Here is a 25,207-nt window from a genome sequence, read left to right as displayed (position 1 = left end):
CAGAACATCATTGGCCCGACAATCAGATAGAGGTAGTTGAGAGATGAAAATCACGAGCGTTCGGCCGTGGCTGATCAAGTCCGATGCTTCCTATTGGGGAGAGTTCCTGTTCGTCGAGGTGACGACCGACGAAGGGGTGAGTGGCTGGGGAGAAATCACCACCACCACAAGGCTCGCCAACCGCGCTCTCTGCACGATCTTGCGGCAGATCGGTGTCGCCGTGACAGGCGAGGATCCGGCGCGTATCGAGCATCTCTGGCACAAGATTTTCCGCAGCTTCACCTATATGGGCAGCCGCGGCGCCGCAGTCGAATGCGTGAGCGCTATCGACATAGCGCTCTGGGACATCCGGGGCAAAGTTCTCGGCAAGCCGATTTACGAGCTGCTGGGCGGACCCGTACGCGATGAAATCGCGCTCTATACCCATCCCAACCAACGCAAGTTTACCAGCAAGGAGGCTGTGGTCCGCGAAATTCGAGACATCGTCGAGTCCGGACACACGGGGCTGAAGTTCGATCCTTTCCCCCACCAGGGTCGCACCGCCGATGGCTTGTCGCGCGAACAGCGGGACGGCTACCTCGATGGCAGCATGACCCGCAAGGACGAGCGCGAGGCCGCCGAACTGACGGCTCTGATCCGCGAAACGGCTGGGCCCGATGTCGACATTCTGATCGATGCGCATGGCCGCTTTGACGTTCCTACCGCCATTCGCCTCTGCCGCAGCCTCGAGGAAGCCGGCCAGATCGACTGGTTTGAGGAGCCTTGTCCGCCCGAGAGCCTCAATGCCCTCAAGCAGGTGCGAGAGAAGGTCAGTGCCGCTATCTCGTGGGGCGAGCGCGGCCATACGAAGTGGGATTTCGTGCCGGTTCTCGAGAACAAGCTTGCCGACTACATCATGCCGGACGTTACCTGGACAGGCGGCATTACCGAACTGAAGAAGATTTCCGCCCTGTGCGAGGCCTACTACATCCCGGTCTCGCCCCATGATGCCGCGGGACCGATCAACGTGGTTGCGGGAGCGCAGGTGATGATGACGGTTCCCAACTTCTACAAGCTCGAGACGTCGGAGTGGAACCTGGATAAATACAATCACCTCATCGACAGACCACTGGATGTTTCGAACGGCAGCCTCAAGCTGACGTCGAAGCCTGGTCTGGGCGTCGAGATGAACCGCGACTACCTGCAGGCCCACGAGATAGAGCTTGGCTAGCAACGCTCATGCCGGCCGGGCGTGTGGGGCGACAAGCCGCCGATCAGAACGAGGATAAGCCATGGCAAAGACGGGTAGCGCCGGCGAGGCGCTCAATCGGGTAAATACGAACTCCAAGCCGAGCGAGCTACGCATCACCGACCTGCGCGTCGCCGAGATTGTCGGCGCGCCGTTCACCTCGGCGCTTATCAAGATCTACACCAACCAGGGCATTGTCGGCCTGGGCGAAGTGCGCGACGGCGCCAGCGCGACCTATGCGCTGATGCTCAAGAGCCGGCTGCTGGGCGAGAACCCCTGTGACGTCGACCGACTGTTCCGCCGCATCAAGCAATTTGGCGGCCATGGGCGGCAAGGTGGCGGTGTCTCGGCAATCGAGATCGCGTTGTGGGACCTTGCCGGCAAGGCGTACGGCGTGCCGATCTACCAGATGCTCGGCGGACGGTTCCGCGACAAGGTGCGGGTCTATTGCGACACCGATGCGGACAAGCCCAGCGGCACCCAGACCGGCAAGCGGCTCAAGGCGCGGATGGATCTCGGCTTCACCTTCCTCAAGATGGATCTCGGCCTGGCGCAGATATCGCACATACCGGGCGCGGTGGTCGCGCCGGCCGGCGTGCTCGACGGTTTCCGCACCCATGCCAGCCGTGCTCGGGCACGCACGCTGGACGAACGCCGGGCGCGCAATGCCGCCTATGACGCGCAGAACGTGCCGCATCCCTTCACCGGCCTGCACTTCACCGAGAAGGGCATCGACCTGCTCGATCAGTATATCCACGAGGTCCGCGAGGTGATCGGCTACGAGATCCCGCTCGCCATCGACCATGTCGGCCATATTTCGCTGCAGGACGGCATCCGTCTCGCCCGGCGCATCGAGAAATATGCGCCAGCCTGGCTCGAGGACGTGATCCCCTGGCAGTACACCGAGCAGTATCGCCAGTTGCAGCAGGCTACGTCTGTGCCGATCTGCACGGGCGAGGACATCTACCTCAAGGAAGGGTTCGAGCCGCTGCTCAAGTCAGGCATCTCGGTCATCCACCCGGACCTGCTGACCACCGGCGGCATCCTCGAGACCAAGAAGATCGGCGACGCGGCGCAGGAGCATGGCGTTGCCATGGCCATTCACATGGCGGAAAGCCCGATCGCGGCGATGGCCGCCGCGCATGTTGCGGTGGCCACGGAGAACTTCATGGCGCTCGAATATCACAGTGTGGAGGTCGACTGGTGGGACGACATCGTCACCGGCCTGCCCAAGCCGCTGGTCAAGGACGGCTTCATCGCTGTGCCGGACAAGCCCGGTCTCGGCATCGACGACGTGGTGGATGAGGTCATCAGCCAGCATTTGCAGGAAGGCGTCAAAGGCATCTGGCAGCCGACCGATCACTGGGACGATGAATATTCCTGGGACCGCACCTGGAGCTGATCTACATCTCTCCCCCGGAGGGAGAGGTGAACAGAAGGATCGACCATGATCTACGAACTTCGCATTTACAACTGCCTGCCGGGCCGGCTGCCGGCGCTGCTCAAGCGTTTCAACGACCATACCTTGGCGCTGTGGGATAAGCACGGCATCCGCCAGGCCGGGTTCTTCACCACGGTGGTCGGCGAAAGCAGCAATCGACTGACCTATTTCGTCGCCTGGGAATCCCTTGCCGAGCGTGAAGTGAAATGGAAGGCCTTCACCACCGATCCGGCATGGCTCAAGGTCCGCGACGAGTCCGAGCGCGATGGCCCGATCCTGGCCAATATTTCCAGCCAGTTTCTCGCGCCAACCGCCTTCTCGTCGGTGAAATAGAGGACATCATGAAAATCACCGATCTCCGGTGCGCCGTCATCGGCAAGCATCCCATCGTTCGCATCGTCACTGACGAGGGCCTCCATGGCCTCGGCGAGGTCGAGTACACCAAGACTTATCTCAAGCCCTGGGTGCTGCATTTCCGCGACGCGCTGATCGGTGAGGACCCGACAGACGTCGAACGCTGCATGCTCAAAATCCGGCAGCGGGGCTCGTTCAAGCCTTATGGCGCCGCCGTCAGCGCCATCGAGCATGCGCTGTGGGATATCGCCGGCAAGGCGGCCGGCGTTCCGGTCTACAAGCTACTCGGCGGCAAGGTCCGCGACCAGGTGCGGGTCTACAACGGCTCCGTCCGCAAAAAGCGTACCGGCGACAGGCCAGAGGATTACGCGGCCGATGTCAAATGGATGATGGAGCGGCCGGAAAACTTCTTCATGGTCAAGCAAGGCATCAGCTTCCACTCCAACATGAAGACCACCGTGCCCGACTTCCACTACGGCGTGCGCCAGCCGCCGACTTACCACGGCGCGATGGACCAGGGGCAGATCAGCGAGCGCGGCATGGCGCATATGATCGAATGCGTCATCGCCATGAAAGAGGTGCTCGGCGACAAGGTCTCGCTGGCGCTGGATTGCGGTCCCGGCTGGTTCCTGCCGGACGCGATCCGCTTCGCGCAGGCGGTGGAAAAGTACAATCTGATGTGGCTGGAGGACATGCTGACCGGCGACTACGTGCCATGGGTCAATCCGCAGGCCTACCGCGAACTCACGACGTCCACGTCCACGCCCATCCACACGGGAGAGCAGATCTACCTGCGTCATAATTTCAAGGAACTGATCGAGACGCAGGCGGTCCGCGTCATCGGCCCGGATCCCGCCGACATCGGCGGTATCGCCGAGCTCAAATGGGTGGCCGAGCACGCCTATATGCACTCGATCATGATGGCGCCGCATGGCACGGCGAACGGCCTGCTGGGCCTCGGCGCGCTGATCAATGTCTGCGCCACGCTGCCCGCCAACTACATCGCCTTCGAATATCCCAGCGCCTCAGACCCGTGGTGGGAGGATATCGTCATTGGCCTGCCGACGCAGATCGTGAAGGATTCGATGGTCGACCTGCTCGAAGCACCGGGGCTGGGCCTCGACATCGATGCCGCGGGAGCGAAGAAATATCTCGCGGAAGAGGACGCCGGTTTCTTCGACTAGCCTGCGCAGCCACCAGGGCCACCGGAAAGCGATGTCCCTCGAAGTTTGCTGCTTGAGGAGGCTAAGCCGAAGAAGTGTTCCCGTTCGGCGCCCGTTCCTCCCTTGCAACCCGGCCCAGCCGGTCGGATCGGAGGCCGACGGTTCTAAGCCGTCAAGAGCGCCATTTCGCGCTCTTCCCAATTTGTAGAAGCCAACCGCCACGCTTTCGAAATAAAAGCGTTTGGAAATACTTATGCGATTTCCACGCGGAGTACCTTTAAACCTGTTGTTGCGATCCCTACGTCATTTGTTGTAATGTCTGTCAAGGCAACACCGATGTGACATAGCTCACGACCACGCTTCCCTTACTGGGGACTCGGGATGCGCGGTCATCTTCCCATACAAAGAGCAGCCCAAACGTTCGACACGCCCTTGGTGCGTCCAGCGTGTCGCTGCGCAATCTCCCCGCTTCATCAATCAACACCAACCGGGTGGCCGGCGGGTGAATGAACCCGCGCGCCCATAGGAGACAACAGATGGAAGCCTTACAATATGTCGGCCCGATGCAATGGATGGCGATCGAGGTAGCCGTGCTAGTCGTCGTGTTGGCAATCCTGTTCTGGTGGAGCGGCGTGGTCCGCTACATCCCCAACGACAGGCTCGGCATCCTGGAAAAACTATGGAGTTTTCGCGGCTCCGTCAGTAGTGGCTTCATTGCACTCAACCGTGAGGCAGGCTACCAGCCGGAAGTCGTGCGCGGTGGCCTGCATTTCTTCATGCCGTTCCAATATTCGATGCATCGCGCCAATCTTGTCACCATCCCGCAGGGTCAGATCGGCTATGTCTTTGCCCGTGATGGCAAGCCGCTGCCTCCGACGCAGACACTTGCTTCCAACACCGAGGCCGATGATTTCCAGGATGTGCGCGGCTTTCTCGAAAAAGGCGGACAGAAAGGACCGCAACGCAAGATTTTGCGTGAAGGCACCTATGCTATCAATCTCGCACAATTCATCGTGCTGACCGCCCAGTCGATCTATTCCGTCAATCTGAGTTCGTCGGAACAAAGCCTTTTTTCCAATATGTCCAGCATGATCTCGGAGCGGGGCGGCTTTGAGCCAGTCATCATCCACAATGCCGATGACATGATCGGTATCGTCACCATCCATGACGGTCCGGCCCTGCCGGACGGCGAGATCATAGCACCGACCGTCGCCAACGATCCGAACGACCCGAACTTCCACAACAATTTTCAGGACCCGGAGAAGTTTCTCAATGCCGGTGGCTACCGTGGCCGGCAGCTTCAGGTGCTGGCCGACGGTAGCTATTTCCTCAATCGCATTTTCGCGACCGTCGAATTGGTCGAGAAGACGATCATTGACGTTGGCACTGTGGGTGTCGTCGTTTCCTATAACGGCCGCCACGGCACGGACATATCCGGGCAGGCATACCGTCACGGCGAGCTGGTCGAAATCGGCGCACGCGGTGTCTGGTCAACGCCGCTACTGCCAGGCAAGTATGCGTTCAATACCTATGCCGGCAAAATCATCATCGTGCCGACCACCAACTTTGTGCTCAAATGGACGAAGGAGCAGTTTGGCGAACACAGGCTGGACGAGAACCTGTCTGAAGTGTCGTTGATCACCAAAGATGCGTTCGAACCTGTACTGCCGCTCTCCGTCGTCGTGCATATCGACTATATGAAGGCGCCGCTCGTGGTGCAGCGTTTCGGTGACATCAAGCGGCTAGTCGAACAAACGCTCGATCCGATGGTTTCTGCTTACTTCAAGAATATCGCCCAGACGAAGACGCTGATCCAGCTTTTGCAGGAGCGTAGCGATATCCAGCGCAAGTCGGGCGAGGAGATGCGTGAAAAGTTCAATACCTACAGCCTCGAGCTACAGGAAGTGTTGATTGGCACGCCCCGTGCTGCCGATGGCCAGAACAGCATAGAGCAGATCCTGATCCAGCTGCGCGACCGCCAGATCGCAGTCGAAAAGGTCGAGACTTATAAATTGCAGGAGAAGGCGGCCATTCAGGAACGCACGTTGCGTGAGAAGGAGGCGCTCGCCGAACAGCAAGCCAAGATCACGACGTCGGCACTTACCATCGAGATCAGTGAGAACGAGGGCAAGGCGCAACTCGCCCGCACCCGCCAGGAGGCGGAAACCATTCAGGTCACTGCCAAGGCAGAGGCCGAGAAGGTGCGCCTCGGCGGCCAGGGCGAGGCCGACATGATCAAGGCTATCGCGCTTGCCGATGCCGAACGCATCAAGGCGACCGGTTTTGCGGAAGCCGAGAAGGTGCGCGCCCTCGGTCTGGCGGAGGCCGAGGCCACCGAGAAGAAGGTCGCGGCCTTCGGCGGCCCGGACTATCAGCTCAACTCGCAGGTTCTCATGCGCTTCGCCGAGGCGATCGAGAATGGCAGGTTACCGCTCGTGCCGCAGATCCAGATCGGCGCTACCGGTGGCGAGAAGGGGGCCGCCAACGGCCTTGTCGAAATGATGCTCTCGATGCTCGTTGCCGACCGGGTTGGACGGCAGAACCTACCGGATGAGATCCCGGCACCCGTTGAGGAGGATTGATTGAGGGTGGGCCACCGGCCCATTCTGCGCCTTGCCGAAAGATACCGCGGCGAGGCGCAGGAGCCCACTCATGCCGGCCGATCCGTTCACCCGCATAGACAGGGGCATGCGAAAGCGTTCCTGCATCGGATGAAGCCGGGCGCGCGGCAGAAAACCTTCCCGATATCGGCACAATCGTCGGGGACGATGCGGCATGGATTGTTGCCACAGCCGGATTGCTCGTTGAGAATCCGGCGGTAATGTTGCGCATCTGGGAATAATAGATGGACCGTATCGAAGCCATGCGGGTGTTCGTGGCGGCGCTGGACGAGGGCAGTCTGGCGGCGGCGGGGCGCAAGCTGAGGCGCTCGCCTGCCGCGGTCAGCCGCGCCATTGCCTTTCTCGAGCAGCATGTCGGCGCCGAGCTTCTTCACCGCACCACGCGGTCGATCAAGCTCAGCGAAGCGGGTGAGCGCTACGCCTCGGCCTGTCGGCGTGTGCTGATCGATCTCGAGGAAGCCGACATGTCCGTCGCCGGCGAGCGCGCCGCGCCGCGCGGAACGCTGACGATCAGCGCGCCGCCGATCAGCGGCGAGGAAATTCTGCGCCCGGTCATCGACGCTTATCTCGACGCCTATCCGGCCGTGTCGGTCAATCTGATCCTGATCGATCGTCACGCCAATCTCGTCGAGGAGGGGATCGACGTTGCCCTTCGCGTTGCGCAACTGCCTGACTCCTCCCTGGTTGCCGTGCGGGTGGGTGGTGACGTCAAGCGCGTCATCGTGGCGTCGCCGCGCTACCTCGCCGAGCATCCGCCCATCGTCGAGCCTGCGGATCTGACTAGGCATCGCATCGTGTCGACCACGCATTTCGGTCACGACGCTTGGGTCTTTGCCCCGCCACCGGGCGGCACCATCGCCCGCTCGGTCCACTTCAAGCCCCGCCTCGTGGTCAACAGCGTTCGCGCCGCGCTGGCGTCGGCCGTGGACGGCCACGGCGTAACGCGTCTCTACACCTATCACGTGGCCGAGCGTGTCCAGGACGGCTCGCTGAAGATCGTGCTGCGTGACGCGGAGCCCGCTGCTCTGCCCGTGCACCTGCTCACGCCTCAGGGCCGTACGCTCGCGCCAAAGGTCCGTACCTTCGTGGACTTTGCGGTTCCGCGACTGCGCGCCGAGTTTGCAAGACTTTCGGCGCAGGCCGACGCTCTCAAGAGCTGACTGCGCTCATTCTTCCGGCTTGGGGAAGGATGCCTGCCGAGCAGCAGCTATTCTGCCGTTTCCTGATCGATCCGATATCCGTGGCCGGCCCGCTTCAACGGGTCGACGGCAGCAATTGGCCTGCCGGACCTCTTTCAAGACAGGACAGATCATGAGCAACGAACAGAAAGTCGTCGTCATCACCGGGGGATCGCAAGGTATCGGCGGCGCCTTGGTGAAAGCCTATCGCGATCGCAACTTCAAGGTTGTGGCCACCTCGCGTTCGATCAAGCAAGGCAGTGATCCGGATATTCTCGCCATTGCCGGCGATGTCGGCGATCCCGCGACGGCGGATCGTGTCGTCAGGGATGCGATGGCGCGGTTCGGACGCATCGACACGCTGGTGAACAATGCCGGCATTTTTATCGCCAAGCCGTTCACGGACTACACCGCCGAGGACTTCACGTCCAAGATCTCGACAAATCTGGCCGGCTTCTTCCATATGACCCAGGCAGTCGCAGCCCAGATGCTGAAGCAGGGTTCCGGCCACATCGTCAGCATCACCACCAGCCTGACCGATCATGCCGTGGCCGGCGTGCCGACGGTGCTGGCCAACCTGACCAAGGGCGGCCTCAACTCGGCCACCAAGGCACTGGCCATCGAATATGCCGACAAGGGCGTACGCGTGAACGCCGTGTCGCCCGGCATCATCAAGACCTCGATGCACGCTTCGGAAAACCATGAGTTCCTGGCGGCGCTGCATCCGGTCAAGCACATGGGCGAGCTGCGTGACGTCGTGGAAGCCGTACTTTACCTCGAAACCGCAGGGTTCGTGACAGGCGAAATCCTGCATGTCGATGGCGGCCAGAGCGCCGGTCATTAAAGGGGGAGGTCGCCATGCCCATCGTCACCATTCAAGTCACGCGTGAGGGGTCTGCCCCTGGCCGGGATTCCGTCACCACCGAAGAGAAGGCCGCGCTGATCGCCGGGGTCAGCCAGTTGCTGCTCGACGTGCTCCACAAGCCACTCGAGGCGACCTGGCCGCCACATCGTGGCGGCCCTTCGCCATTGCGATGGCGGCTTGGGAGAGCCACAATCTGACGACGTTGGCGCTCGATCACACCGCCTTCATCGACAGCATCGTCGATCTGATCGCACGCGACCCTGCGGAACAGGTCGCGACGACGATCATCCACGACTGCACGGTCCGCTGGGGCTCTTCCTGTTAACCGGACGGACTGCGTCCAGGCATGGCGTTATCGCCTATTTGACACCTCTCGGCCGTGGGCACATAAATCGCGCCCCAAGTTACGGAGACACCGATGACTGTCGAGCAGACGCTGCCGAATGCAGCGCCCGTTGAGGCCGAAGCCAGGCCCGATCTGACGACATTGATCGTCTATTTCGGCGCGCTGATCGCCATGTTCATGGCCACCATCGACATGCAGATCGTCGTCACGGCCTTGCCCACCATTGCCGGCGAACTCGGCAATCTGCATCTGTTCGGCTGGGTGGGTGCTGCCTATCTGCTGTCGACCGCCGCGGTCTCGCCGTTCTATGGCAAGCTCGGCGATATGTATGGCCGCAAGAATGTGGTGCTGACGGCGATCGGCCTGTTCCTGCTGGGCTCGCTGGTCTGCGGCATGGCATGGTCGATGGAGAGCCTGATCGCCGCGCGCGTGCTGCAGGGCATCGGCGGCGGCGGTCTGATGGTCTCGGCCTTCGCCATGATCGGCGAGTTGTTCGGACCGCGCGACCGCGCAAAATACCAGGGTTACAGTTCGGCGGTGTTCGCGCTGTCGTCGGTGCTTGGTCCGTTGGCCGGCGGTTACATCACCAGCCTGTTCGGCTGGCGCTGGGTGTTCCTGGTTAATTTGCCGATCGGTATCATCGTGCTGGCGGTGCTGGCCTTCGCCATGCGCAGCCGATTCAACGAAAAGCGGCACCGCATCGATTATCTCGGCGGTTTGTTGCTCGCCACCGGCACGACGGCCATCGTCTATTGGGGCTATCACGTGCTCGACCCCACCGGACCGGACCTCATCACCTTCGCGCTTCCGGTCCTCGCACTGGTTGCCATCACCTTGTTCATCATGGTCGAGCGGCGGGCCGAGGAGCCGATCGTGCCCTTGCGGCTGTTCGGCAATTCGACGGTCAGCATCGTCTCGGGCGTGTCGCTGGTCGCCGGAACGGTGACGCTGGGCATGTTTTTCTATTTCGCGCTTTACATGCAGACGCTGACGGGCCTGAGCCCGGCCGAAGTCGGCTTCCTGTTCCTGCCCGCATCCTTGACGTCGATGGTCATCTCGATCGTGGCCGGGCGGGTGATTGCCGCAACCGGACGCTACAAATGGATGCCGGTCGTGGCGATGGCGATTGGCGGGCTCTTGATGCTGGGCTTCGTCGTCACCAACCAGCACACGCCGATCTGGGTGCTGGCGACGATGATGGCTGTGTTCGGGATCAGCATGGGCCTGCAGTTCCAGGTGCTGATCGTGGCGATCCAGGCGGCGGCACCGCTGCAGGATATCGGCGCGGTGACCTCGCTGATCACGCAAGCGCGGACGCTCGGAGCATCGCTCGGGCTGGCGCTGAACGGCGCGGTGATGATCTGGGCGCTGAACCGGCAGACCGCCGAGCTCCCCGCCGATGCTGCCGCCCTGCTGCCGCAGGGCCTGAACGGGTTGACCCCGCACCTCGCGTCGAGCCTGCCGGACGCGATCCGCGAAGTGGTGCTCGACCATTACTCGAGTGGCTTCAACGTGATGTTCATCTGGGTGGCGGCGCTCTATTTCGTCGCCATGGGGCTGACGTTGCTGCTCGAGGATAAAGAGATTCCGAAGCGGCCTTAAGCCGGTGCAGGCGACCTGTCAGGCGCCGCTGCTTTGCGCCGGTTTGTTGCGGCGCCCGACGATGTAGATGTGGTCGGCGGCCAGGACCACATCGCCATGCTGGTTGATCACTTCGCAGCGTTCGATGATGCGGCCCGAATCCGGCCGTTTCGGATCGTCTTCCTTGTGCGAAATCGTCGTGCGGGTCTTGATCGTATCGCCGATGAACACCGGCTTGATGAAGCGCAGCCGGTCATAGCCGTAGGAGAAGGCGACCGGATTGACGACGCTCGCCGTCAGCCCGACACCGACCGAAAAGACCAGCGTGCCATGTGCGATACGCTGGCCGAACGGCGTCGTCTTCATGAACTCGGCGTCCATGTGGTGCGGGAAGAAATCTCCGGTGTGGCCGGCATGGACGATGAAGTCGGTCTCTGTGATGGTGCGGCCGCTGGTCAACCGCGTCGAGCCGATCTCATAGTCTTCGAAATAAGTGATCTGTTCCATCAGGGTCTTTCCGCGATCGGCGTCGCCGGCGCTGCGCTCGAGCGATAGGCCGCCTCGACCAGCGCCATGGTGTTCCAGGCGTCCTCGACCGAGCTTATCAGTTCGTCATCCTCGCCCGCAGCAAAACGCTGGACATTGGCCATGCGGCCGACAAAGGCGTCGGGAAACCATTCGCCGGCCAATGGCACCGCGACCCAGTCCGTTCCGCCTTTCGGGTGGATCTCCAGAATGTCCGGCTCACCGGTGGGATAGTCGAGATTGAGGCCGAGTTTTAGGTAGGCCGCACCCTCGGTGCCGCTGATGCGGAATTCGCAGGCCTGGTGCCGGCGGCCGAATTTGTGGTCGTGGTTGATCGACAGCGCGCAGCGCACGGTGTCGCCATAGTCGAGGATGGCGCTGGTGCGGGTCTGCGCCACCTTGTGGTTGGGGTGGCCGAGCGTCTTGGCGTGCACGCCTTTGGGGTCGCCGAGCAACTGCCGGATCAGGTCGAGATAGTGGATCGAGTGCATGGCGATCTCGACGCGCGGCGCCTTGAGCAGGAACTCCCAAAGCTGCCACGGTGTGGCCAGCGCCAGCCATGCGTCGAAGTCGACGATTTCGCCGAGCCAGTCCTTGGCGATGGCATCCTTCAAGGCCAGCATCATCGGTGCGAAGCGCAGTTGGAAATTGACTGCCGCCTTGAGGTTTTTGGCGCGGCAGATTTCGAGGATTTCGGTGGCTTCGCCGAGATAGTTGCCCATCGGTTTCTGGATCAACGCGACCGCGCCGTCAGGCAGCGCGTTCAGGATTTCGGCGTGCCTTCCCGGCGGCGTGGCGAGATCGAAGATCGCGTCCTTGACATCAACAGCTTCGTCTACCGAGCTGAATGCCGTCACGCCCCATGTCTCGGCCAGGACCTGCGCCTTCGCCTGATCCGGATCATAGAGGCCGGCAATCGGAAACCCCGCCTTTCGGTAGGCCGGAAAATGCGCGTCACCGACAATCGATCCGGCACCGAAGGTGACGATCGGCCGAGGTTTTGTCGGTTTGGGCCAGGACTGGACGAGAGAGGCGGGATCGAAAACGCCATCAGTCATGGTGGAAGACTTCATCCATGGAAGCCCACCATTCGCCGTCCTTGCGCGTCGCCAGCGGCTCCTGGCACGGCATGCAGACGGCCCACCATTCCTGCGTCTTCGGGTCCGCAGCCATCTTCGCCATGTCGGCGACATAGTCGACGCCATGGTATTCAAAATACGAAAACAGCAGATTCTCCGGCCGCTTCAGATAGATCGAATAGTTCTTGATGTTGCAGGCGGAAATCATGGTCAGCACATCCGGCCAGACGGCGGCGTGCAGTCGGACATATTCCTCGACCTTTTCCGGCTTGAGGCCGAGCACCATTCCCATCCGCTGCATGTGCCGGCTCCCTATTTCGCAATCACCGTGGTGAATTCGGCGATGCTCTTTGCCTTGACCGCGTCCCAGTCCCAGTCGATGCCGATGCCAGGCTCGTCAGGCGCCAGCGCCTCACCGTTTTCGATGCGCATCTTCTTGCCGGTCAGATCGTCCAGTTGGGGAATATACTCGACATAGCGGCCGTTCTGAACAGCGCAGGTCAGGCTGACATGCAGCTCCATCAGGAAATGCGGGCAGACCGGAATGTCGAAGGCTTCGGCCGCATGCGCTACTTTCAGCCACGGCGTGATGCCGCCGATGCGGCCGACATCGACCTGCACGATGGAGCAGCCGCCCTTTTGCATGTATTCGCGAAAATGCCGGATCGAGTAGAGCGATTCGCCGACAGCGATCGGGGTCGACGTTGCGTTGGACAGTCGCACATGGCCATCGATGTCGTCGGCGGGCAACGGCTCCTCGATCCAGGCGAGGTCAAGATCGCGCAGCCGCTCGGCGCGGCGGATCGCTTCGTCGACGGAAAAACCCTGGTTGCAGTCGGTCATGATCTCGTAGCCGTCGCCGACCGCCTTGCGCACGGCCGTCAGCCGGGCCAGGTCTTCCGAACCGTGTGGCTTGCCGATCTTGACCTTCGAGCCGCGAAAGCCCTTGGCCTTGGCTGCCAGAGCATCGTCGACCAGTGCCTGCGTCTCGATGTGCAGCCAGCCGCCTTCGGTGGTGTAGAGCGGGCAGCGGTCCTTGGCGCCGCCGGCGAGCTTCCACAAAGGCAGCTTCTGTTTCTTCGCCCTGAGGTCCCAAAGGGCCGTGTCGATCGCCGCAATCGCTATCGCCGTGATGGCGCCGATGGTGGTGGCGTGGGTGGCGAATTCGAGCTCGTGCCAGATCGCCTCGATCTGGTCAGCATCGCGGCCGATCAGCCGCGGCGCCAGATGGTCGGACAGAAGCCGCATCACCGAGGAGCCGCCGGTGCCGATCGTGTAGCTGTAGCCGATGCCGACCGCGCCGTCGGCATCGGTGATGGTAACGATCGGCGTTTCCTGGCTGACGAAACTCTGGATCGCGTCGGTGCGCTTGACCTTGGGAACGAGGTCGACGATGCGCAATTCGACTTTTTCGATTTTCGCCATGGTCTAGCTCCGCAATGTCTTGCCGGTTGCGGCGGAAAACAGATGCGCTTGCGACAGATCGAGGCTCATCTTCACCCGGTCGCCGGCCTTGAGCGGCTTTGGGTTGAGCATGCGCGACACCCAGTCTGTGCCGTTGAATTCGGCGAAGACTAGCGTCTCGTTGCCGAGCGGCTCTGTGACCGTCACTGGCAGTTCGACCTGATGGACATCGGTGTCGGCGCCGGAGTTGAGGCCGTGGCCGGTCGGATAGATATCGTCGGGCCGCAGCCCAAACACGACCCTGTCACCGGCAGTGACGTTCGGCTTGAACTGGCTGGGCAAGGGCAGGCGCTCGCCGCTGGCAAATAGCAGCTCTCCGTTGTCGACCGTCGCCTCGTGCAGGTTCATCGGCGGTGAACCGATAAAGCCGGCGACGAAGCGGGTCGCCGGGCGGCGGAAGACTTCGTCGGGCGTGCCGACCTGTTCGATGAAACCGTCGCGCATGATGACGATGCGGTCGGCCAGCGTCATCGCCTCGACCTGGTCATGGGTGACGTAGATCACCGTCGACTGCACCTTGGCATGCAGCTTCTTGATCTCGGTGCGCATTTGCGTGCGCAACTTGGCGTCGAGGTTGCTGAGCGGCTCGTCAAACAGGAAGACGTCGGGGTCACGCACGATGGCGCGACCCATGGCGACGCGCTGGCGCTGTCCGCCCGACAGTTGCGACGGGCGGCGATCGAGCAGCTGGTCGAGGCCGAGAATGCCGGATGCCTCGGCGACGCGGCGGTCCATTTCTTCTTTGGCGGCGCCGGCGATCTTGAGCGAGAAGCCAAGGTTCTCGCGCACAGTCATGTGCGGATAGAGCGCGTAGGACTGGAACACCATCGAGATGTTGCGCGAGCGCGGCGGCAGGTCGTTGACCTTGCGGCCGCCGATCTCGATCGTGCCGCCGCTGATGTCCTCGAGCCCGGCGATCATGCGCAAGGTGGTCGACTTGCCGCAGCCTGACGGGCCGACGAGAGCGATGAATTCGCGGTCGGCGACTTCGAGGTCGATGCCGTGCACGACCGCGACCGGGCCATAATTCTTGCTGAGTGTCTTCAGGGATACGGTTGCCATGTCAGCCTTTCACCGCGCCGGAGGTCAAGCCGCCGACAAGGTGTTTCTGGACGATAAAGGTAAGCGTGAGCGCCGGGATGATCATGACCACGGCCAGCGCGCACATGCCGCGCCAGTCGATGGTGAATTCGGAGGTATAGTCGAGCAGGCCGACCGGCAGCGTCTTGGAATTGATCGAGCGCGTCAGCTGCGAGGCCAGCGCGAACTCGTTCCACGAGGTGAGGAAGGCGAAGATGCCGGCTGAGGCGATGCCGGGTCCAGCCAACGGAAACTCGACCTGCCAGAACGCTTGCCAGCGCGTGCAGCCATCGATCTGCGCTGCCTCGGCGAGATCCTTCGGCACCTGGCGGAAGAAGCCGTCGATCAGCCAGACGGTGAACGGCACGTTGAGCGCGACATAGACCAGGATCAGGCCGAAATGCGTGTCGATGATGCCAAGCCGCGCATAGACGAAGAACAGCGGCAGCGACAGCGCGATGCCGGGCACGGTGCGGGTCAGCATCAGACCGAGGAACATCGCCGACTTGGCGCGGAAGCGATAGCGGGCGAAGGCGTAGCCGCCGGCCATGCCGATGACGATGGCGATGACGGTGGAGGTCACCGAAATGATCAGCGAGTTGCGGAAATAGTCGAGCACCGGAATGCCGCCCTTGCCGATGCCGCTGAACATGGCGACGTAGGCGTCGAGCGACAGCTCTTGCGGGATCCACACTGGCGGCTTGGCCATGATCTCGACGGTTGGCCGCAGCGACGACAGCACGATCCAGATGCCGGGCAGGCAGATCACCAGCATGGCCAGGAACAGGCCGATTCCGTGCGCGATGCCGAGCGCCTGGCGGCGGACGCGATGGATGCTGTTCTGGTCCATCCTCACCACCTGTCTCACCACTCTGCCGCGATCTGCGTGCGCGCCGCGGCGAGCTTGCGGTAGAAATAGACGGTGAAGCCGATGGACAGGAGGATCGAGAAATAGGCCATGGCGTTTGCGAGACCCATCTTGGCATCGCTGTAGGCGGTGCGGGCAACGAGTGTCCAGACCAGTTCCGTGCGGCCGGCCGGGCCGCCATCGGTCATGATCTTGACGATGTCATAGGCGCGCGCCACGTCGAGCGAGCGGATGGTCATGGCGATGAAGGCAAACGGCATGATGAACGGCCAGGTGACATAGCGGAATGTCTGCCATGGCGTGCAGCCGTCGACGCGCGCCGCCTCGACCGGTTCGCGCGGCATGGCGAGCAGGCCGGCAAGGATCAGGATCGCGAACACCGAGGTCGACGACCAGATCTCGGCGGTCAGTATGGCGATGAAGGCGAGGTTGCCGTCGATCAGCCAGGGGATGGCGCGGTCGGTGAGGCCAAGCGCCTGCAGCGCGTTGTTCACCAGGCCGATATTGTCGTTGAACATGAACTTGAACTGGAAGCCGACCAGGATCGGCGAAAACATCATCGGGAACATCATGATGGTGCGCAGCAGGCGCTGTCCGCGCGATGCCTTCTCGACCAGCAGCGCCAGCCCGAGCCCGATCAGCATTTCGAGGTTGAGCGCCACCGTCAGCAGCACCACGGTGCGGGCGAAGGCGATCCAGAAATCGCGGCTGGTGAAAATGTTGATGTAGTTGCGGGCGCCGATAAAAACCCAGAACGTCTCCGGCCGCGTCAGCCGGAACGGCGTGAAGCTGGAATAGAGCGACAGCAGCAGCGGCACGACCACCACCGCTGCCAGCACGATGACGGCGGGCAGCAGAAGCAGGAACGGTGCCGAGGGTTTCCAGCCTTTCATGTCGATCCGGTTCTGGTTGATGCCTCGATGCCGCAAGCCGCTATCGGCGAGGGGAGATCAAAGCATTTTTGTTCTGGAAAACAATTCGGGGGCGCTGCTCTTCACCGATGCCGCGCCCCCGGGGGGAAAAAATCAGAGCTTGCCGGCGTCCTCGAGGATCTGGGTGGCCTTGGCGGCCGCATCGTCCAGCGCCTGCTTGGAGGTCTTGTCGCCGAGGATGGCGGCCTGGAGCTCAGGGTAGACGGCGTTGGAAATCTCGATCCACTCCGGCGTCTGCGGAACCGGGAAAGCGTTCTTGGCGGCTTCCTGGAAGGCCTGCAGAACTTCGGTCTTGTAAGGATCGGACTTCGCCTGCTCGATGTCCCATTCCCACACCTTGGTGCGGGTGGGCAGCGGGCCGGCCGCGGCTTCCAGCTTCTGGCTGTCCTCATTGGTCAGGAACCAGACCAGTGACGCCGCCGCTTCCTTGTTGGCGCAGTTCTCGGTCACCGAGAAGCCATGCGCGCCGGACCAGCCGGAGCGCTTGCCGGACGAGCCCTTGGGCTGCACCTTGACGCCGACATTGCCGGCGACCTTGGACGACTTCGGGTCGTTGAAGAAGCCTGCCCAACCCGGCCAATCCAGGTTGATGGCGACGGTGCCCGAGGCAAAGCCCTGGCCGAGATCGTCCCAGAGATAGTTGGTGGTGCCGGCCGGTACGGCCTTGGCCTTGTAGAGATTGACGAACCAGTCGAGCGCATGGACGCCAGCTTCCGAATTGAAGGCGGGCTTGCCGTCCTTGTCGAGATATTCGCCGCCATCGGCGATGACCATCTCGTAGAAGCGGCCGTTGATCGCCTCTTCCTTGCCGGCAAATTGGGTGCCGTAGAAATCCGGCGGGCTGGCGAAGAATTCAGCCTGCTGCGCCATCTCGTCGAACGTGTCCGGCGGTGCGAGCTCTTCGCCGTATTTGTCCTTGTAGGCCTTCTTCTTGGCTTCGTCCTGATAGAGGCTCTTCTGGTAGTAGAGAGCCGAGACATCGAACTGCGCGCGCGGCAACATCACCAGCTTGCCGTCCAGCGTGCCGGCGGCGATGTTGGCCGGAACGAAGGCGTCGATCTCCTCCTTCGGCAGCAGCTTGGCAAGATCGGTGTAGATGCCGGGATATTGCGGCGCGAACGAGGTGTGGTTGGAGCCGACGCACCAGTTGATGCTGCCGGAGGCGATATCCGATTTGATTTCCTTGTCGAGCTCGAAGTGGTTTTTCTTCGAGATGACGTTGACCTTGGCGCCGGTCAGCTTTTCCCATTCGCCGATGCGCGCGTAGAGGCCTTCATATTGCTGGCCGCCGATCAGCTTGGCATCGATGGTGACGCCGTCGAATTTGCCGGGCAGGTCGCCGGCAAAGGCAGCGCTTGCAGACAAAGCAAGCAATGTCACGCCGGCCGACAGGCCGGAAAACAGTCTGTTCATTTGGTTTCCTCCCAAAGAGCCTGCGTCGAACCCGTCCTGGGACTCGATTGACAGCCTTCATTCATATACAAACAAAACATTTATAGCCGCGTCAAGCCGAAAGTTCTTTCGGATGACGGCTGGTATGCGTATATGAAGTCTGAAATTCACTGGAGGATGAGTATGGCCGAAGACGATGACGACGACCGCTACCGCGCCCCGGCGCTGGACAAGGGGCTCGACATTCTCGAGCTGCTGGCCGGCGTCGACGGCGGCCTGACGCAGGCGGAAATCGCCAAGAAGCTCGACCGTAGTCCGAACGAATTCTACCGCATGCTCGACCGCCTGGTGCGGCGCGGCTATGTCACCCGCCCCGACGGCGACCGCTACTCGCTGACGCTGAAGCTGTTCGGCCTGGCACAGCTGCACGCGCCGGTGCGGCGGCTGGGGTCTTACGCGACGCCGCTGATGCGCGAGCTCGCCGAGACCTCGCAGCAGGCCAACCAGCTTGTCGTCTTCGACCGCGGTTCAGCCGTGGTGATCGCGCAGCAGGAGGCGCCGGACTATTGGGGCATCTCGATCCGCGTCGGCTCGCATATCAGCCTGTTCGACACCGGCTCAGGCCATGTGCTGCTCGCTTTCCGTTCGGACGAGGAGCGGCAGATGATGATCGCCGAGCATATGCGCAGCACCGACAAGCCGGCACAGTCGCCGGAGTTCTTCGCCCGCCTCGACCAGATCCGCGACCGCGGCTACGAGATGATGGCGTCGTTGCAGACCGCCGGCGTTTTCAACCTGTCGGCGCCGGTGCTGGGGTCGGACGGCAAGGCGATTGCCGCGCTTTCGGTACCCTACATCACGCTGGTCAATTCCCCCCAGGCGCCCGACATCACCAGGACCATTGCGTTGCTGCAGGCGGCGGCGGAAAAGCTGTCGCAGTTGGCGGGGTCGGGGTTCAAGCAAACCAAGTGAATTCTTATTTGAATGAACGATTTCTCCGTGAGATGATCTGAAATCACCGAGGAGGACAGCGTGTCATGATCATCGACACCCATCTGCACCTGATCGATCTGTCGGCGCTGCGCTATTCCTGGCTCGGCGGCGTGCCGGCGCTCAACCGCGATTTCTCGCATCAGGAATACGCGACCCAGGCCCGCCGCGCCGGCGTCGAGGCGGCGCTGCATATGGAGGTCGATGTCGATCCGGCCGACATCCAGGCGGAGACCAGTCATGTGAAGACGCAGTCGCTGGAGCAGGGCAGCCTGCTGCGCGGCGCGATCGCCGCCTGCCGTCCGGAGGAAGCCGGCTTTGCCGCCTACCTTGAGCGCCAGCAGGCCGATCCCTTCGTCAAGGGGTTTCGCCGCGTGCTGCACGTCATGCCGGACGAGCTTTCTGAAAGCGTGCTGTTTCGCGACAATATCAGGCGACTTGCCGGCACCGGCCTGACCTTCGATCTCGTCGTCCTGCCGCATCAGATTCCGCGCGCGATTGCGCTCGCCGATCTGGCGCCGGACGTTCAGTTCGTGCTCGACCATTGCGGCGTTCCCGACATCAAGGGCAGCGCCGAGCACCCCTGGTGCGAACACATGGCCGAGATCGCTCGGCGGCCCAATGTCATCGGCAAGATCTCTGGCGTGGTTGCCTATGCGGATGCCGGCTCATGGACCGTCGAGACACTGCGCCCCTATGTCGAACACACGATCGGCTCGTTCGGCTGGGACCGCGTCGTGTGGGGCAGCGACTGGCCGGTGTGCACGCTTGGCGGCGGCCTTGCGACCTGGGTGGCGGCGACGCATGCGCTGATCGCGGGCGCCAGTCCCGACGAGCGGATCAAGCTGCTTTCGGGCAATGCGAAGCGGATGTGGAAGCTGTAGACGTGGTCGGACGGCGCTCGCCCGCCGGCGGGTGCGTCTCTGCCTCTGGTTTCAGGCTCCTCCGCGGGCCACCTGCGCCGGAATGCTCTCCCGGAACAGGCGATTGAGATCGGCAACGACCTGGTTGGGCCGATGCCGGGAATTCAAACCGTCGATGATGCGGTCGGATGCTTTCTGCTGGAACGCCATGTAGCCGTCATGGCGTGGCCGCACCCATGCGCCTTCCAGCGTCGCGCGCGTGTCGCGATAGAAATTGCCGGTCGAGGCATTGACGTTCTGGTCTTCCCAGGCGGCGGCGTGGCCGGGCTGGCCGCCGGCAGCAGCATAGGGACCGCGCTGGACATCGCCGCTGGCGACCCAATAGGCGAAATCGATCGCGGCATCCTTGGCCTTCGAGAAGGCTGATACGGCTATGCCGGTGCCGCCAAGCGCCGAGCCAACCGGACCAGTGGAGCCGATCACCGGGATATCGGCAAACGCCAGCCGGTGCGCGCGAAACCCTGTTAGCGCATAGGAGACATAACCGTAGATCAGCGGCGCGCAGACGATGCGGGAGTTGGCTTCCGCCATGCGCTCCGAGACGGCAATCGGGTCCATCTTGAAACAGGCGGGGTCGACCAGCGCCGCGATCTCGCGCATTGCCTCGAAGACTTCGTGGCCGGTCTCGGTAGCGATGAGATCGCGGGACGGGTCGGTGGCGCAAGCGTACCCAAGATTGCCGGCCAGCGTGTAGAACACCATCAATGCATGCGGTGGCCGCAGCGGCAGCAGCACGCGGCCTTGCCGGGCAAGGTCGAGCACCTCGCTCCAGCGCGCCGGAGGGGCGTCGAGCGTATCCGGCCGCCAGGCCTGCACCTGCGCCGCCGCATCGATCGGGAAGGCCCATTGCCGGCCCTGCCAGGTATAGCTCGGATAGGATTGGCCGACGCTGCCCGAGGCAAGCGCCGCGCGCTCGGTCTCACGGCCGGCGACATCGAGCGGCGCGAGGCAGCGCTCCGCGGTGATCTGGCCGACATGCGGATGGTCGATGACGATGAGGTCGTAGGCGCGTGCCAGTTCCTCGACCGGGAAGGATTCGAAATCCTGCAGCGAGCGCTTGTCCCAGTCTACGGCGACGCCAGTCTTCTCTTTCCACAGCGCCGAACAGGCGACCATCGGGTCGTAGCCACGCGGATGGCTCCAAGTCATGCCCTTGAGCGTCACCTCGCTCACAGGCCGAACTCCGCGCGTATCGCAGCACTGTGCTCGCCGATGCGCGGGGCCGCGCGGTCGACCTTGGCCCTGACGCCGTCGACCCGCAGCGGCGAGCTGGTGGTGAGGATCGAGACGTCATCCTCGCGCGTCACCGTCTGCAGCATGTCGAGCGACTGGAAGCCGTCGCTGGCCAGCATCTCCGGCCAGGTCAGCACCTTGGCGCACCAGATGTCGGCTGGCTCCAGAATGGCGAGCCATTCGTCGATGGTTTTCGTTGCGATCCGTTGTGCGATGATCGCCTTGATGTCGTCGCGCGCGGTGAACCACGACGCCGGTTTGTCGCGATAGGGCGCTAGCTCATCGAGCGACAAGAGGTCGGCGAGTTTCGGAATTGGCGTCATCGCGATGGCGAGATAGCCGTCCTTGGCCGGATAGACGCCGTAGGGCGCGGAGAGGTAGGCATGCGCGCTGCGGAAACTGGAACGGCGCGGCAAGCGGCGGCCATCATTGAGGTGTGTGGTCAGCACCTCGAACTGAAAGTCGACCAGCGCTTCCAACAGGCTGGTCTCGATATGGCTGCCTTGACCAGTGATACCGCGCCGCACCAATGCCGCGAGAATACCTTGCGCGCAGGCAGCGCCGGCCAGCATGTCGCCGATGGCGAGCCCGAACGGCACCGGCCCCTGGTCCTCGTCGCCGTTCAGCCACATCACGCCCGAGCGCGACTGCGCCAGCAGATCCTGGCCGGGCCGTTTGACCCATGGGCCTTCCTCGCCATAGCCGCTGATCGAGGCATAGACGAGCCGCGGGTTGATCTTGCGCACCGCCTCATAGTCGAAGCCGAGCCGTTCGATGACGCCGGGCCGGAAATTCTGGATCAGCACATCAGCCTTGGCCAGAAGCCCGCGCAGCGTCTTCAGATCGGCCTCGTTCTTCAAGTCGATGGCGAGACTTTCCTTGGCCCGGTTGATGGCGTGGAAGATTGTGGAGTCGCCGCCGATCTCGGTGTCGCTGAGATAGAGCCGGCGCGACAAGTCGCCACCATCCGGGCGCTCGATCTTGATGACGCGGGCGCCGAGATCGAGCAGCCGGAGCGAACAATAAGGCCCTGACAGGAACTGGCTCATGTCGACGACGGTGAGACCGACAAGCGGCAATTCGGCTGCCATCGTCATTTCTCCGTCTTGCCGACGAAATCGGACGGGTTGCGGTACTTCACCGTCTGCAGGTGCTCGCAATAGAGAACGAGTTCGCCTTCGCCCTTGAACACTTCGTAGCTGGCGCGGATCAGCCCCATCTCCTTGTAGCGCGGCTTCTTGTCGAGGTTGGAGCGGATCGAATAGATCGTGTCGCCAATGAAGACAGGTTTTATGAAACGGAGCTTGTCATAGCCGTAGGAAAAGGCGTTGACGCAGTTGGTGGCGACCAGGCCGAGACCGGCCGAGAAGACGAAGGCGCCGGCGATCAGCCGCTTGCCGAAAATGCCTTCGCTCTCGGCAAACATCTGGTCCTGCACATAGGGATGGATGTCGAGCACCAGCGTGTTGAACAAATGGCTGTCACCTTCGGCCATCGTGCGGCGCAACGAGCGGATTTTCTGGCCGACCGGCCAGTCTTCATAGAACCAGTTCTCGGCGTTCCAGACCGGGATATCGGCGTGATCCTTGGCCATGTTGGCCGGGTGTGTCGATGCCACGCCAACGGTCGGCGCGAAACCCGTCATGGCAACACCCACAGAACGGACAAAGCATCCGTTTGCGCGCGCCGCGAACCCACTGGCTGCATGATCGATCCTCCCGCCAATCTTCTTTTGTGAATAATATTTTCACATATGGGATGAGGTTGCAAGCGGGGCCGGGCGAAATTCGGCTATCCCGATTACGCGCGGGCCTGCAGCGCCTGTGGTGTTGCCGGGAGGCGACCAGCGGAGCGTTGCTTGAACGATGGTTCTACTTCACTCCAATGCCTGCGGTCAGGCCGCCATCGATCCTGTAGTCGGAACCGGTGCAGAAGCCGGCCTTCGACGAGCACAGAAAGGCGATGAGTTCCGCCACTTCCTCCGGTTCGCCGATGCGGCCGAGCGGATGCGCCGCGCTAAAGCGCTTGTAGGCCTCTTCGACATCGGCATCGCTGCCATTGTCGCCGCGCGCGGCTTTCTCCAGGATCGGTGTGCGGATCGAGCCTGGGCTGACCGAATTCACCCGGATGCCGGCCGCCGCATAATCGAGCGCCAGCGAGCGCGTCAGCGTGTGGATGGCGCCCTTGGTGGTGGCGTATGCGGCGACGTTCTGCTGACAGGCAAAGCCCTGCACCGAGGCGACGTTGACGATGGCGCCGCCGCCGCGCTTGATCATTTCCGGAATGCCGAAATGCGCTGTCAGATAGATCGAGCCGACATTGACCGTCATTGCCCGGTTCCAGGTTTCCCAGTCGGTGGTCGTGGCGGTTCCATAGGGATGGACCGCGGCCGAATTGACGATCACATCCAGGCCGCCGAATTTTGTGACGCCGGCCACCACCGCGTCGCGCACCTGATCAGAGATAGACACATCGGTATCAATGACCAGCGCTGCGGCTCCGGCGCTTTCCAGCTGCGCTTTCATCGCCGCATTGGCGGCGCGGTCGATGCCGCAGGCGATGATTGCGGCGCCACCGGCCGCAAGGCGCTTGGCGGTTGCCAGGCCGATGCCGGTCGTCCCCGTCACCAGGGCCACCTTGCCGTCGAAATCCTGCATTTTCGAAAACTCCTCCATTTTCTATCGACTCCCATCGCGGTCCGACAATAAGTTGCCAACCTCTCGCAGAAGGAAAGCCGAAAAATGGAACAATGCTGGCGCTGGTATGGACCCGACGACCCGGTGACGCTCGATCATGTCAAGCAGGCGGGCGCCACCGGCGTGGTCTCGGCACTTCACCACATCTATGACGGCAGGGCGTGGCCTGAAGCCGAAGTGCTGGAGCGTAAGCGCATTATCGGGGAAGCCGGACTGACCTGGTCGGTCGTCGAGAGCATCCCGGTCCACAATTCCTTCAAGATCGGCGCACCGGAACGCGAGCGCTATGCCGGCTATTATCGCGACTCAATCCGCGCGCTGGCCAAGGCAGGCATCGCCACGATCTGCTACAATTTCATGCCCGTGGTCGACTGGACCCGTACCGATCTCGCCTACCGGCTGCCGACGACGGGTTATGCCTTGCGTTTCGATGCGATCGATTTCGCCGCCTACGATCTGTTCGTGCTGAAGCGCAAGAATGGTGCGGCAAGCTATACGCCGGCGCGTATTACCCAGGCGGAAGCGCGGCTCAAGGAATTGCCGCCCGAGAAGATCGACCAGATCGAACGCAACCTGATCGCCGGTCTGCCGGCGACCGAGCGCAAATATGACCGCGAGAGCTTTCGCGAGGCCTTGGCGGACTATGACGGGATCGGGCCGAAGGAGCTGCGCGACAACCTCGCCTGGTTCCTGCGCGAGATCATTCCGGTAGCGGAAGAGGAGGGGGTGCGCATGTGCATCCATCCTGATGATCCGCCGTTTTCCCTCTACGGCCTGCCTCGTGTCGTTTCGACCGCCGAGGATGCGCGCTTCATTCTTGGGGCTGTCGACAGCCAGGCCAATGGGCTGACGTTCTGCACCGGCTCCTACGGCACGCGCGCCGACAACGACATTGTCGCCATGGTCAAGGAATTCGCCGACCGCATCCACTTTGCCCATCTGCGCAACATCACCATCGAGAAGGACGGCTCGTTCTACGAAGCCGAGCATCTCGAGGGCGGCACCGATATGGCGCATGTCATCCTGGCGTTGATGCAGGAAGAGGCGCGCCGCCATAGAGAAGGCCGCGCCGACTGGCAAATCCCGATGCGGCCGGACCATGGCCATCTGCTCGCCGACGATATCGGCAAGACAAGGATCAATCCCGGCTACTCGCTGATCGGCCGCCTGAAAGGCCTCGCCGAACTGCGCGGCATCATGCGCGCCGTGGAGACGTTCGGGCTTGCTTGAAGCGACAAACGAATTGCG

General features: G+C 62.4%; 25 protein-coding genes. 13 read left to right on the top strand and 12 right to left on the bottom strand.

Going from position 1 to position 25,207, the window contains the following annotated elements; translation table 11 throughout:
• Positions 1 to 43: 43 nt before the first annotated feature.
• The 10 genes from AC1DYO_RS08575 (at position 44) to AC1DYO_RS08530 (ending at position 10,798) form a co-directional block, all read left to right on the top strand.
• The gene (locus AC1DYO_RS08575; protein WP_477262185.1) at positions 44 to 1,210 is read left to right on the top strand and encodes a mandelate racemase/muconate lactonizing enzyme family protein; all 1,167 of its coding nucleotides are present in this window, start codon (positions 44 to 46) and stop codon (positions 1,208 to 1,210) included.
• Positions 1,211 to 1,271: 61 nt separating this feature from the next.
• Positions 1,272 to 2,630, top strand: coding sequence for a mandelate racemase/muconate lactonizing enzyme family protein (locus tag AC1DYO_RS08570; protein WP_477262183.1), 1,359 nt, complete (start codon positions 1,272 to 1,274; stop codon positions 2,628 to 2,630).
• Between the two features lie 45 nt (positions 2,631 to 2,675).
• Positions 2,676 to 3,002, top strand: coding sequence for an NIPSNAP family protein (locus tag AC1DYO_RS08565; protein ID WP_477262181.1), 327 nt, complete (start codon positions 2,676 to 2,678; stop codon positions 3,000 to 3,002).
• An 8-nt stretch (positions 3,003 to 3,010) separates the two neighbouring features.
• Entirely contained in the window at positions 3,011 to 4,207 is a 1,197-nt protein-coding gene (locus AC1DYO_RS08560) for a mandelate racemase/muconate lactonizing enzyme family protein (RefSeq protein ID WP_477262179.1), read from the top strand.
• A gap of 515 nt (positions 4,208 to 4,722) precedes the next feature.
• Positions 4,723 to 6,768, top strand: coding sequence for an SPFH domain-containing protein (locus AC1DYO_RS08555; RefSeq protein ID WP_477262177.1), 2,046 nt, complete (start codon positions 4,723 to 4,725; stop codon positions 6,766 to 6,768).
• 263 nt (positions 6,769 to 7,031) lie between these two features.
• Complete coding sequence (locus tag AC1DYO_RS08550; protein ID WP_477262175.1) at positions 7,032 to 7,967, top strand: LysR family transcriptional regulator; 936 nt, start codon at positions 7,032 to 7,034, stop codon at positions 7,965 to 7,967.
• 151 nt (positions 7,968 to 8,118) lie between these two features.
• Positions 8,119 to 8,829, top strand: coding sequence for an SDR family NAD(P)-dependent oxidoreductase (locus AC1DYO_RS08545; RefSeq protein WP_477262173.1), 711 nt, complete (start codon positions 8,119 to 8,121; stop codon positions 8,827 to 8,829).
• Between the two features lie 14 nt (positions 8,830 to 8,843).
• Complete coding sequence (locus AC1DYO_RS08540; protein WP_477262171.1) at positions 8,844 to 9,047, top strand: tautomerase family protein; 204 nt, start codon at positions 8,844 to 8,846, stop codon at positions 9,045 to 9,047.
• Entirely contained in the window at positions 9,020 to 9,175 is a 156-nt protein-coding gene (locus AC1DYO_RS08535) for a hypothetical protein (RefSeq protein ID WP_477262169.1), read from the top strand. Before AC1DYO_RS08540 ends, AC1DYO_RS08535 begins: the two co-directional genes overlap by 28 nt.
• Positions 9,176 to 9,268: 93 nt before the next feature.
• Complete coding sequence (locus AC1DYO_RS08530) at positions 9,269 to 10,798, top strand: MDR family MFS transporter (RefSeq protein ID WP_477262167.1); 1,530 nt, start codon at positions 9,269 to 9,271, stop codon at positions 10,796 to 10,798.
• Between the two features lie 18 nt (positions 10,799 to 10,816).
• Here the strand turns inward: AC1DYO_RS08530 and AC1DYO_RS08525 are convergent, their stop codons facing one another.
• The 8 genes from AC1DYO_RS08525 to AC1DYO_RS08490 form a co-directional block, all read right to left on the bottom strand.
• Positions 10,817 to 11,287, bottom strand: a complete 471-nt coding sequence (locus tag AC1DYO_RS08525; protein ID WP_477262461.1) for a MaoC/PaaZ C-terminal domain-containing protein — start codon at positions 11,285 to 11,287, stop codon at positions 10,817 to 10,819.
• On the bottom strand, positions 11,284 to 12,360 hold the full coding sequence (locus tag AC1DYO_RS08520) for a Gfo/Idh/MocA family protein (protein WP_477262165.1): 1,077 nt from the start codon (positions 12,358 to 12,360) through the stop codon (positions 11,284 to 11,286). The genes AC1DYO_RS08525 and AC1DYO_RS08520 overlap by 4 nt, the downstream gene beginning before the upstream one ends.
• A complete protein-coding gene (locus tag AC1DYO_RS08515) occupies positions 12,353 to 12,682 on the bottom strand; it encodes an L-rhamnose mutarotase (protein ID WP_477262163.1) in 330 nt (109 codons plus the stop codon). The genes AC1DYO_RS08520 and AC1DYO_RS08515 overlap by 8 nt, the downstream gene beginning before the upstream one ends.
• An 11-nt stretch (positions 12,683 to 12,693) precedes the next feature.
• On the bottom strand, positions 12,694 to 13,806 hold the full coding sequence (locus tag AC1DYO_RS08510; RefSeq protein WP_477262161.1) for a mandelate racemase/muconate lactonizing enzyme family protein: 1,113 nt from the start codon (positions 13,804 to 13,806) through the stop codon (positions 12,694 to 12,696).
• A gap of 3 nt (positions 13,807 to 13,809) precedes the next feature.
• Positions 13,810 to 14,907, bottom strand: coding sequence for an ABC transporter ATP-binding protein (locus AC1DYO_RS08505; RefSeq protein ID WP_477262159.1), 1,098 nt, complete (start codon positions 14,905 to 14,907; stop codon positions 13,810 to 13,812).
• Position 14,908: 1 nt separating this feature from the next.
• Positions 14,909 to 15,775, bottom strand: a complete 867-nt coding sequence (locus tag AC1DYO_RS08500) for a carbohydrate ABC transporter permease (RefSeq protein WP_477262157.1) — start codon at positions 15,773 to 15,775, stop codon at positions 14,909 to 14,911.
• Between the two features lie 14 nt (positions 15,776 to 15,789).
• Entirely contained in the window at positions 15,790 to 16,686 is an 897-nt protein-coding gene (locus AC1DYO_RS08495; RefSeq protein ID WP_477262155.1) for a carbohydrate ABC transporter permease, read from the bottom strand.
• A 132-nt stretch (positions 16,687 to 16,818) separates the two neighbouring features.
• Entirely contained in the window at positions 16,819 to 18,138 is a 1,320-nt protein-coding gene (locus tag AC1DYO_RS08490; protein WP_477262153.1) for a type 2 periplasmic-binding domain-containing protein, read from the bottom strand.
• A gap of 162 nt (positions 18,139 to 18,300) precedes the next feature.
• On the opposite strand from AC1DYO_RS08490, the gene AC1DYO_RS08485 reads away from it, so the two are divergent.
• A complete protein-coding gene (locus tag AC1DYO_RS08485) occupies positions 18,301 to 19,089 on the top strand; it encodes an IclR family transcriptional regulator (protein WP_477262151.1) in 789 nt (262 codons plus the stop codon).
• A gap of 65 nt (positions 19,090 to 19,154) precedes the next feature.
• Complete coding sequence (locus AC1DYO_RS08480; RefSeq protein WP_477262149.1) at positions 19,155 to 19,991, top strand: amidohydrolase family protein; 837 nt, start codon at positions 19,155 to 19,157, stop codon at positions 19,989 to 19,991.
• A 51-nt stretch (positions 19,992 to 20,042) separates the two neighbouring features.
• Here the strand turns inward: AC1DYO_RS08480 and AC1DYO_RS08475 are convergent, their stop codons facing one another.
• The 4 genes from AC1DYO_RS08475 to AC1DYO_RS08460 form a co-directional block, all read right to left on the bottom strand.
• The gene (locus AC1DYO_RS08475) at positions 20,043 to 21,179 is read right to left on the bottom strand and encodes an extracellular solute-binding protein (RefSeq protein ID WP_477262459.1); all 1,137 of its coding nucleotides are present in this window, start codon (positions 21,177 to 21,179) and stop codon (positions 20,043 to 20,045) included.
• Positions 21,180 to 21,199: 20 nt separating this feature from the next.
• Entirely contained in the window at positions 21,200 to 22,360 is a 1,161-nt protein-coding gene (locus tag AC1DYO_RS08470) for a CaiB/BaiF CoA transferase family protein (protein WP_477262146.1), read from the bottom strand.
• A complete protein-coding gene (locus AC1DYO_RS08465) occupies positions 22,357 to 22,908 on the bottom strand; it encodes a MaoC family dehydratase (protein ID WP_477262145.1) in 552 nt (183 codons plus the stop codon). The genes AC1DYO_RS08470 and AC1DYO_RS08465 overlap by 4 nt, the downstream gene beginning before the upstream one ends.
• Before the next feature lie 226 nt (positions 22,909 to 23,134).
• Entirely contained in the window at positions 23,135 to 23,920 is a 786-nt protein-coding gene (locus AC1DYO_RS08460; protein ID WP_477262143.1) for an SDR family NAD(P)-dependent oxidoreductase, read from the bottom strand.
• 84 nt (positions 23,921 to 24,004) lie between these two features.
• On the opposite strand from AC1DYO_RS08460, the gene uxuA reads away from it, so the two are divergent.
• Positions 24,005 to 25,189, top strand: coding sequence for a mannonate dehydratase (uxuA, locus tag AC1DYO_RS08455; protein WP_477262141.1), 1,185 nt, complete (start codon positions 24,005 to 24,007; stop codon positions 25,187 to 25,189).
• Positions 25,190 to 25,207 lie beyond the last annotated feature (18 nt).

The sequence above is a fragment of the Mesorhizobium sp. P2_F5 genome, assembly GCF_056403715.1.
Note: the sequence above shows the minus strand (reverse complement) of the source record. Positions and strands in the feature narration are given on the sequence as shown.

What these genes read in the sequence shown, in the direction of transcription:
- AC1DYO_RS08565 (WP_477262181.1), top strand. Translation starts at nt 2,676, where the DNA reads ATGATCTACGAACTTCGCATTTACAACTGCCTGCCGGGCCGGCTGCCG.
- AC1DYO_RS08495 (WP_477262155.1), bottom strand. Translation starts at nt 16,686, where the DNA reads ATGAAAGGCTGGAAACCCTCGGCACCGTTCCTGCTTCTGCTGCCCGCC.
- AC1DYO_RS08575 (WP_477262185.1), top strand. Translation starts at nt 44, where the DNA reads ATGAAAATCACGAGCGTTCGGCCGTGGCTGATCAAGTCCGATGCTTCC.
- AC1DYO_RS08475 (WP_477262459.1), bottom strand. Translation starts at nt 21,179, where the DNA reads ATGACTTGGAGCCATCCGCGTGGCTACGACCCGATGGTCGCCTGTTCG.
- AC1DYO_RS08540 (WP_477262171.1), top strand. Translation starts at nt 8,844, where the DNA reads ATGCCCATCGTCACCATTCAAGTCACGCGTGAGGGGTCTGCCCCTGGC.
- AC1DYO_RS08520 (WP_477262165.1), bottom strand. Translation starts at nt 12,360, where the DNA reads ATGACTGATGGCGTTTTCGATCCCGCCTCTCTCGTCCAGTCCTGGCCC.
- AC1DYO_RS08555 (WP_477262177.1), top strand. Translation starts at nt 4,723, where the DNA reads ATGGAAGCCTTACAATATGTCGGCCCGATGCAATGGATGGCGATCGAG.
- AC1DYO_RS08460 (WP_477262143.1), bottom strand. Translation starts at nt 23,920, where the DNA reads ATGCAGGATTTCGACGGCAAGGTGGCCCTGGTGACGGGGACGACCGGC.
- uxuA (WP_477262141.1), top strand. Translation starts at nt 24,005, where the DNA reads ATGGAACAATGCTGGCGCTGGTATGGACCCGACGACCCGGTGACGCTC.
- AC1DYO_RS08545 (WP_477262173.1), top strand. Translation starts at nt 8,119, where the DNA reads ATGAGCAACGAACAGAAAGTCGTCGTCATCACCGGGGGATCGCAAGGT.
- AC1DYO_RS08550 (WP_477262175.1), top strand. Translation starts at nt 7,032, where the DNA reads ATGGACCGTATCGAAGCCATGCGGGTGTTCGTGGCGGCGCTGGACGAG.
- AC1DYO_RS08490 (WP_477262153.1), bottom strand. Translation starts at nt 18,138, where the DNA reads ATGAACAGACTGTTTTCCGGCCTGTCGGCCGGCGTGACATTGCTTGCT.
- AC1DYO_RS08465 (WP_477262145.1), bottom strand. Translation starts at nt 22,908, where the DNA reads ATGACGGGTTTCGCGCCGACCGTTGGCGTGGCATCGACACACCCGGCC.
- AC1DYO_RS08470 (WP_477262146.1), bottom strand. Translation starts at nt 22,360, where the DNA reads ATGACGATGGCAGCCGAATTGCCGCTTGTCGGTCTCACCGTCGTCGAC.
- AC1DYO_RS08510 (WP_477262161.1), bottom strand. Translation starts at nt 13,806, where the DNA reads ATGGCGAAAATCGAAAAAGTCGAATTGCGCATCGTCGACCTCGTTCCC.
- AC1DYO_RS08535 (WP_477262169.1), top strand. Translation starts at nt 9,020, where the DNA reads ATGGCGGCTTGGGAGAGCCACAATCTGACGACGTTGGCGCTCGATCAC.
- AC1DYO_RS08485 (WP_477262151.1), top strand. Translation starts at nt 18,301, where the DNA reads ATGGCCGAAGACGATGACGACGACCGCTACCGCGCCCCGGCGCTGGAC.
- AC1DYO_RS08505 (WP_477262159.1), bottom strand. Translation starts at nt 14,907, where the DNA reads ATGGCAACCGTATCCCTGAAGACACTCAGCAAGAATTATGGCCCGGTC.
- AC1DYO_RS08570 (WP_477262183.1), top strand. Translation starts at nt 1,272, where the DNA reads ATGGCAAAGACGGGTAGCGCCGGCGAGGCGCTCAATCGGGTAAATACG.
- AC1DYO_RS08500 (WP_477262157.1), bottom strand. Translation starts at nt 15,775, where the DNA reads ATGGACCAGAACAGCATCCATCGCGTCCGCCGCCAGGCGCTCGGCATC.
- AC1DYO_RS08515 (WP_477262163.1), bottom strand. Translation starts at nt 12,682, where the DNA reads ATGCAGCGGATGGGAATGGTGCTCGGCCTCAAGCCGGAAAAGGTCGAG.
- AC1DYO_RS08480 (WP_477262149.1), top strand. Translation starts at nt 19,155, where the DNA reads ATGATCATCGACACCCATCTGCACCTGATCGATCTGTCGGCGCTGCGC.
- AC1DYO_RS08560 (WP_477262179.1), top strand. Translation starts at nt 3,011, where the DNA reads ATGAAAATCACCGATCTCCGGTGCGCCGTCATCGGCAAGCATCCCATC.
- AC1DYO_RS08530 (WP_477262167.1), top strand. Translation starts at nt 9,269, where the DNA reads ATGACTGTCGAGCAGACGCTGCCGAATGCAGCGCCCGTTGAGGCCGAA.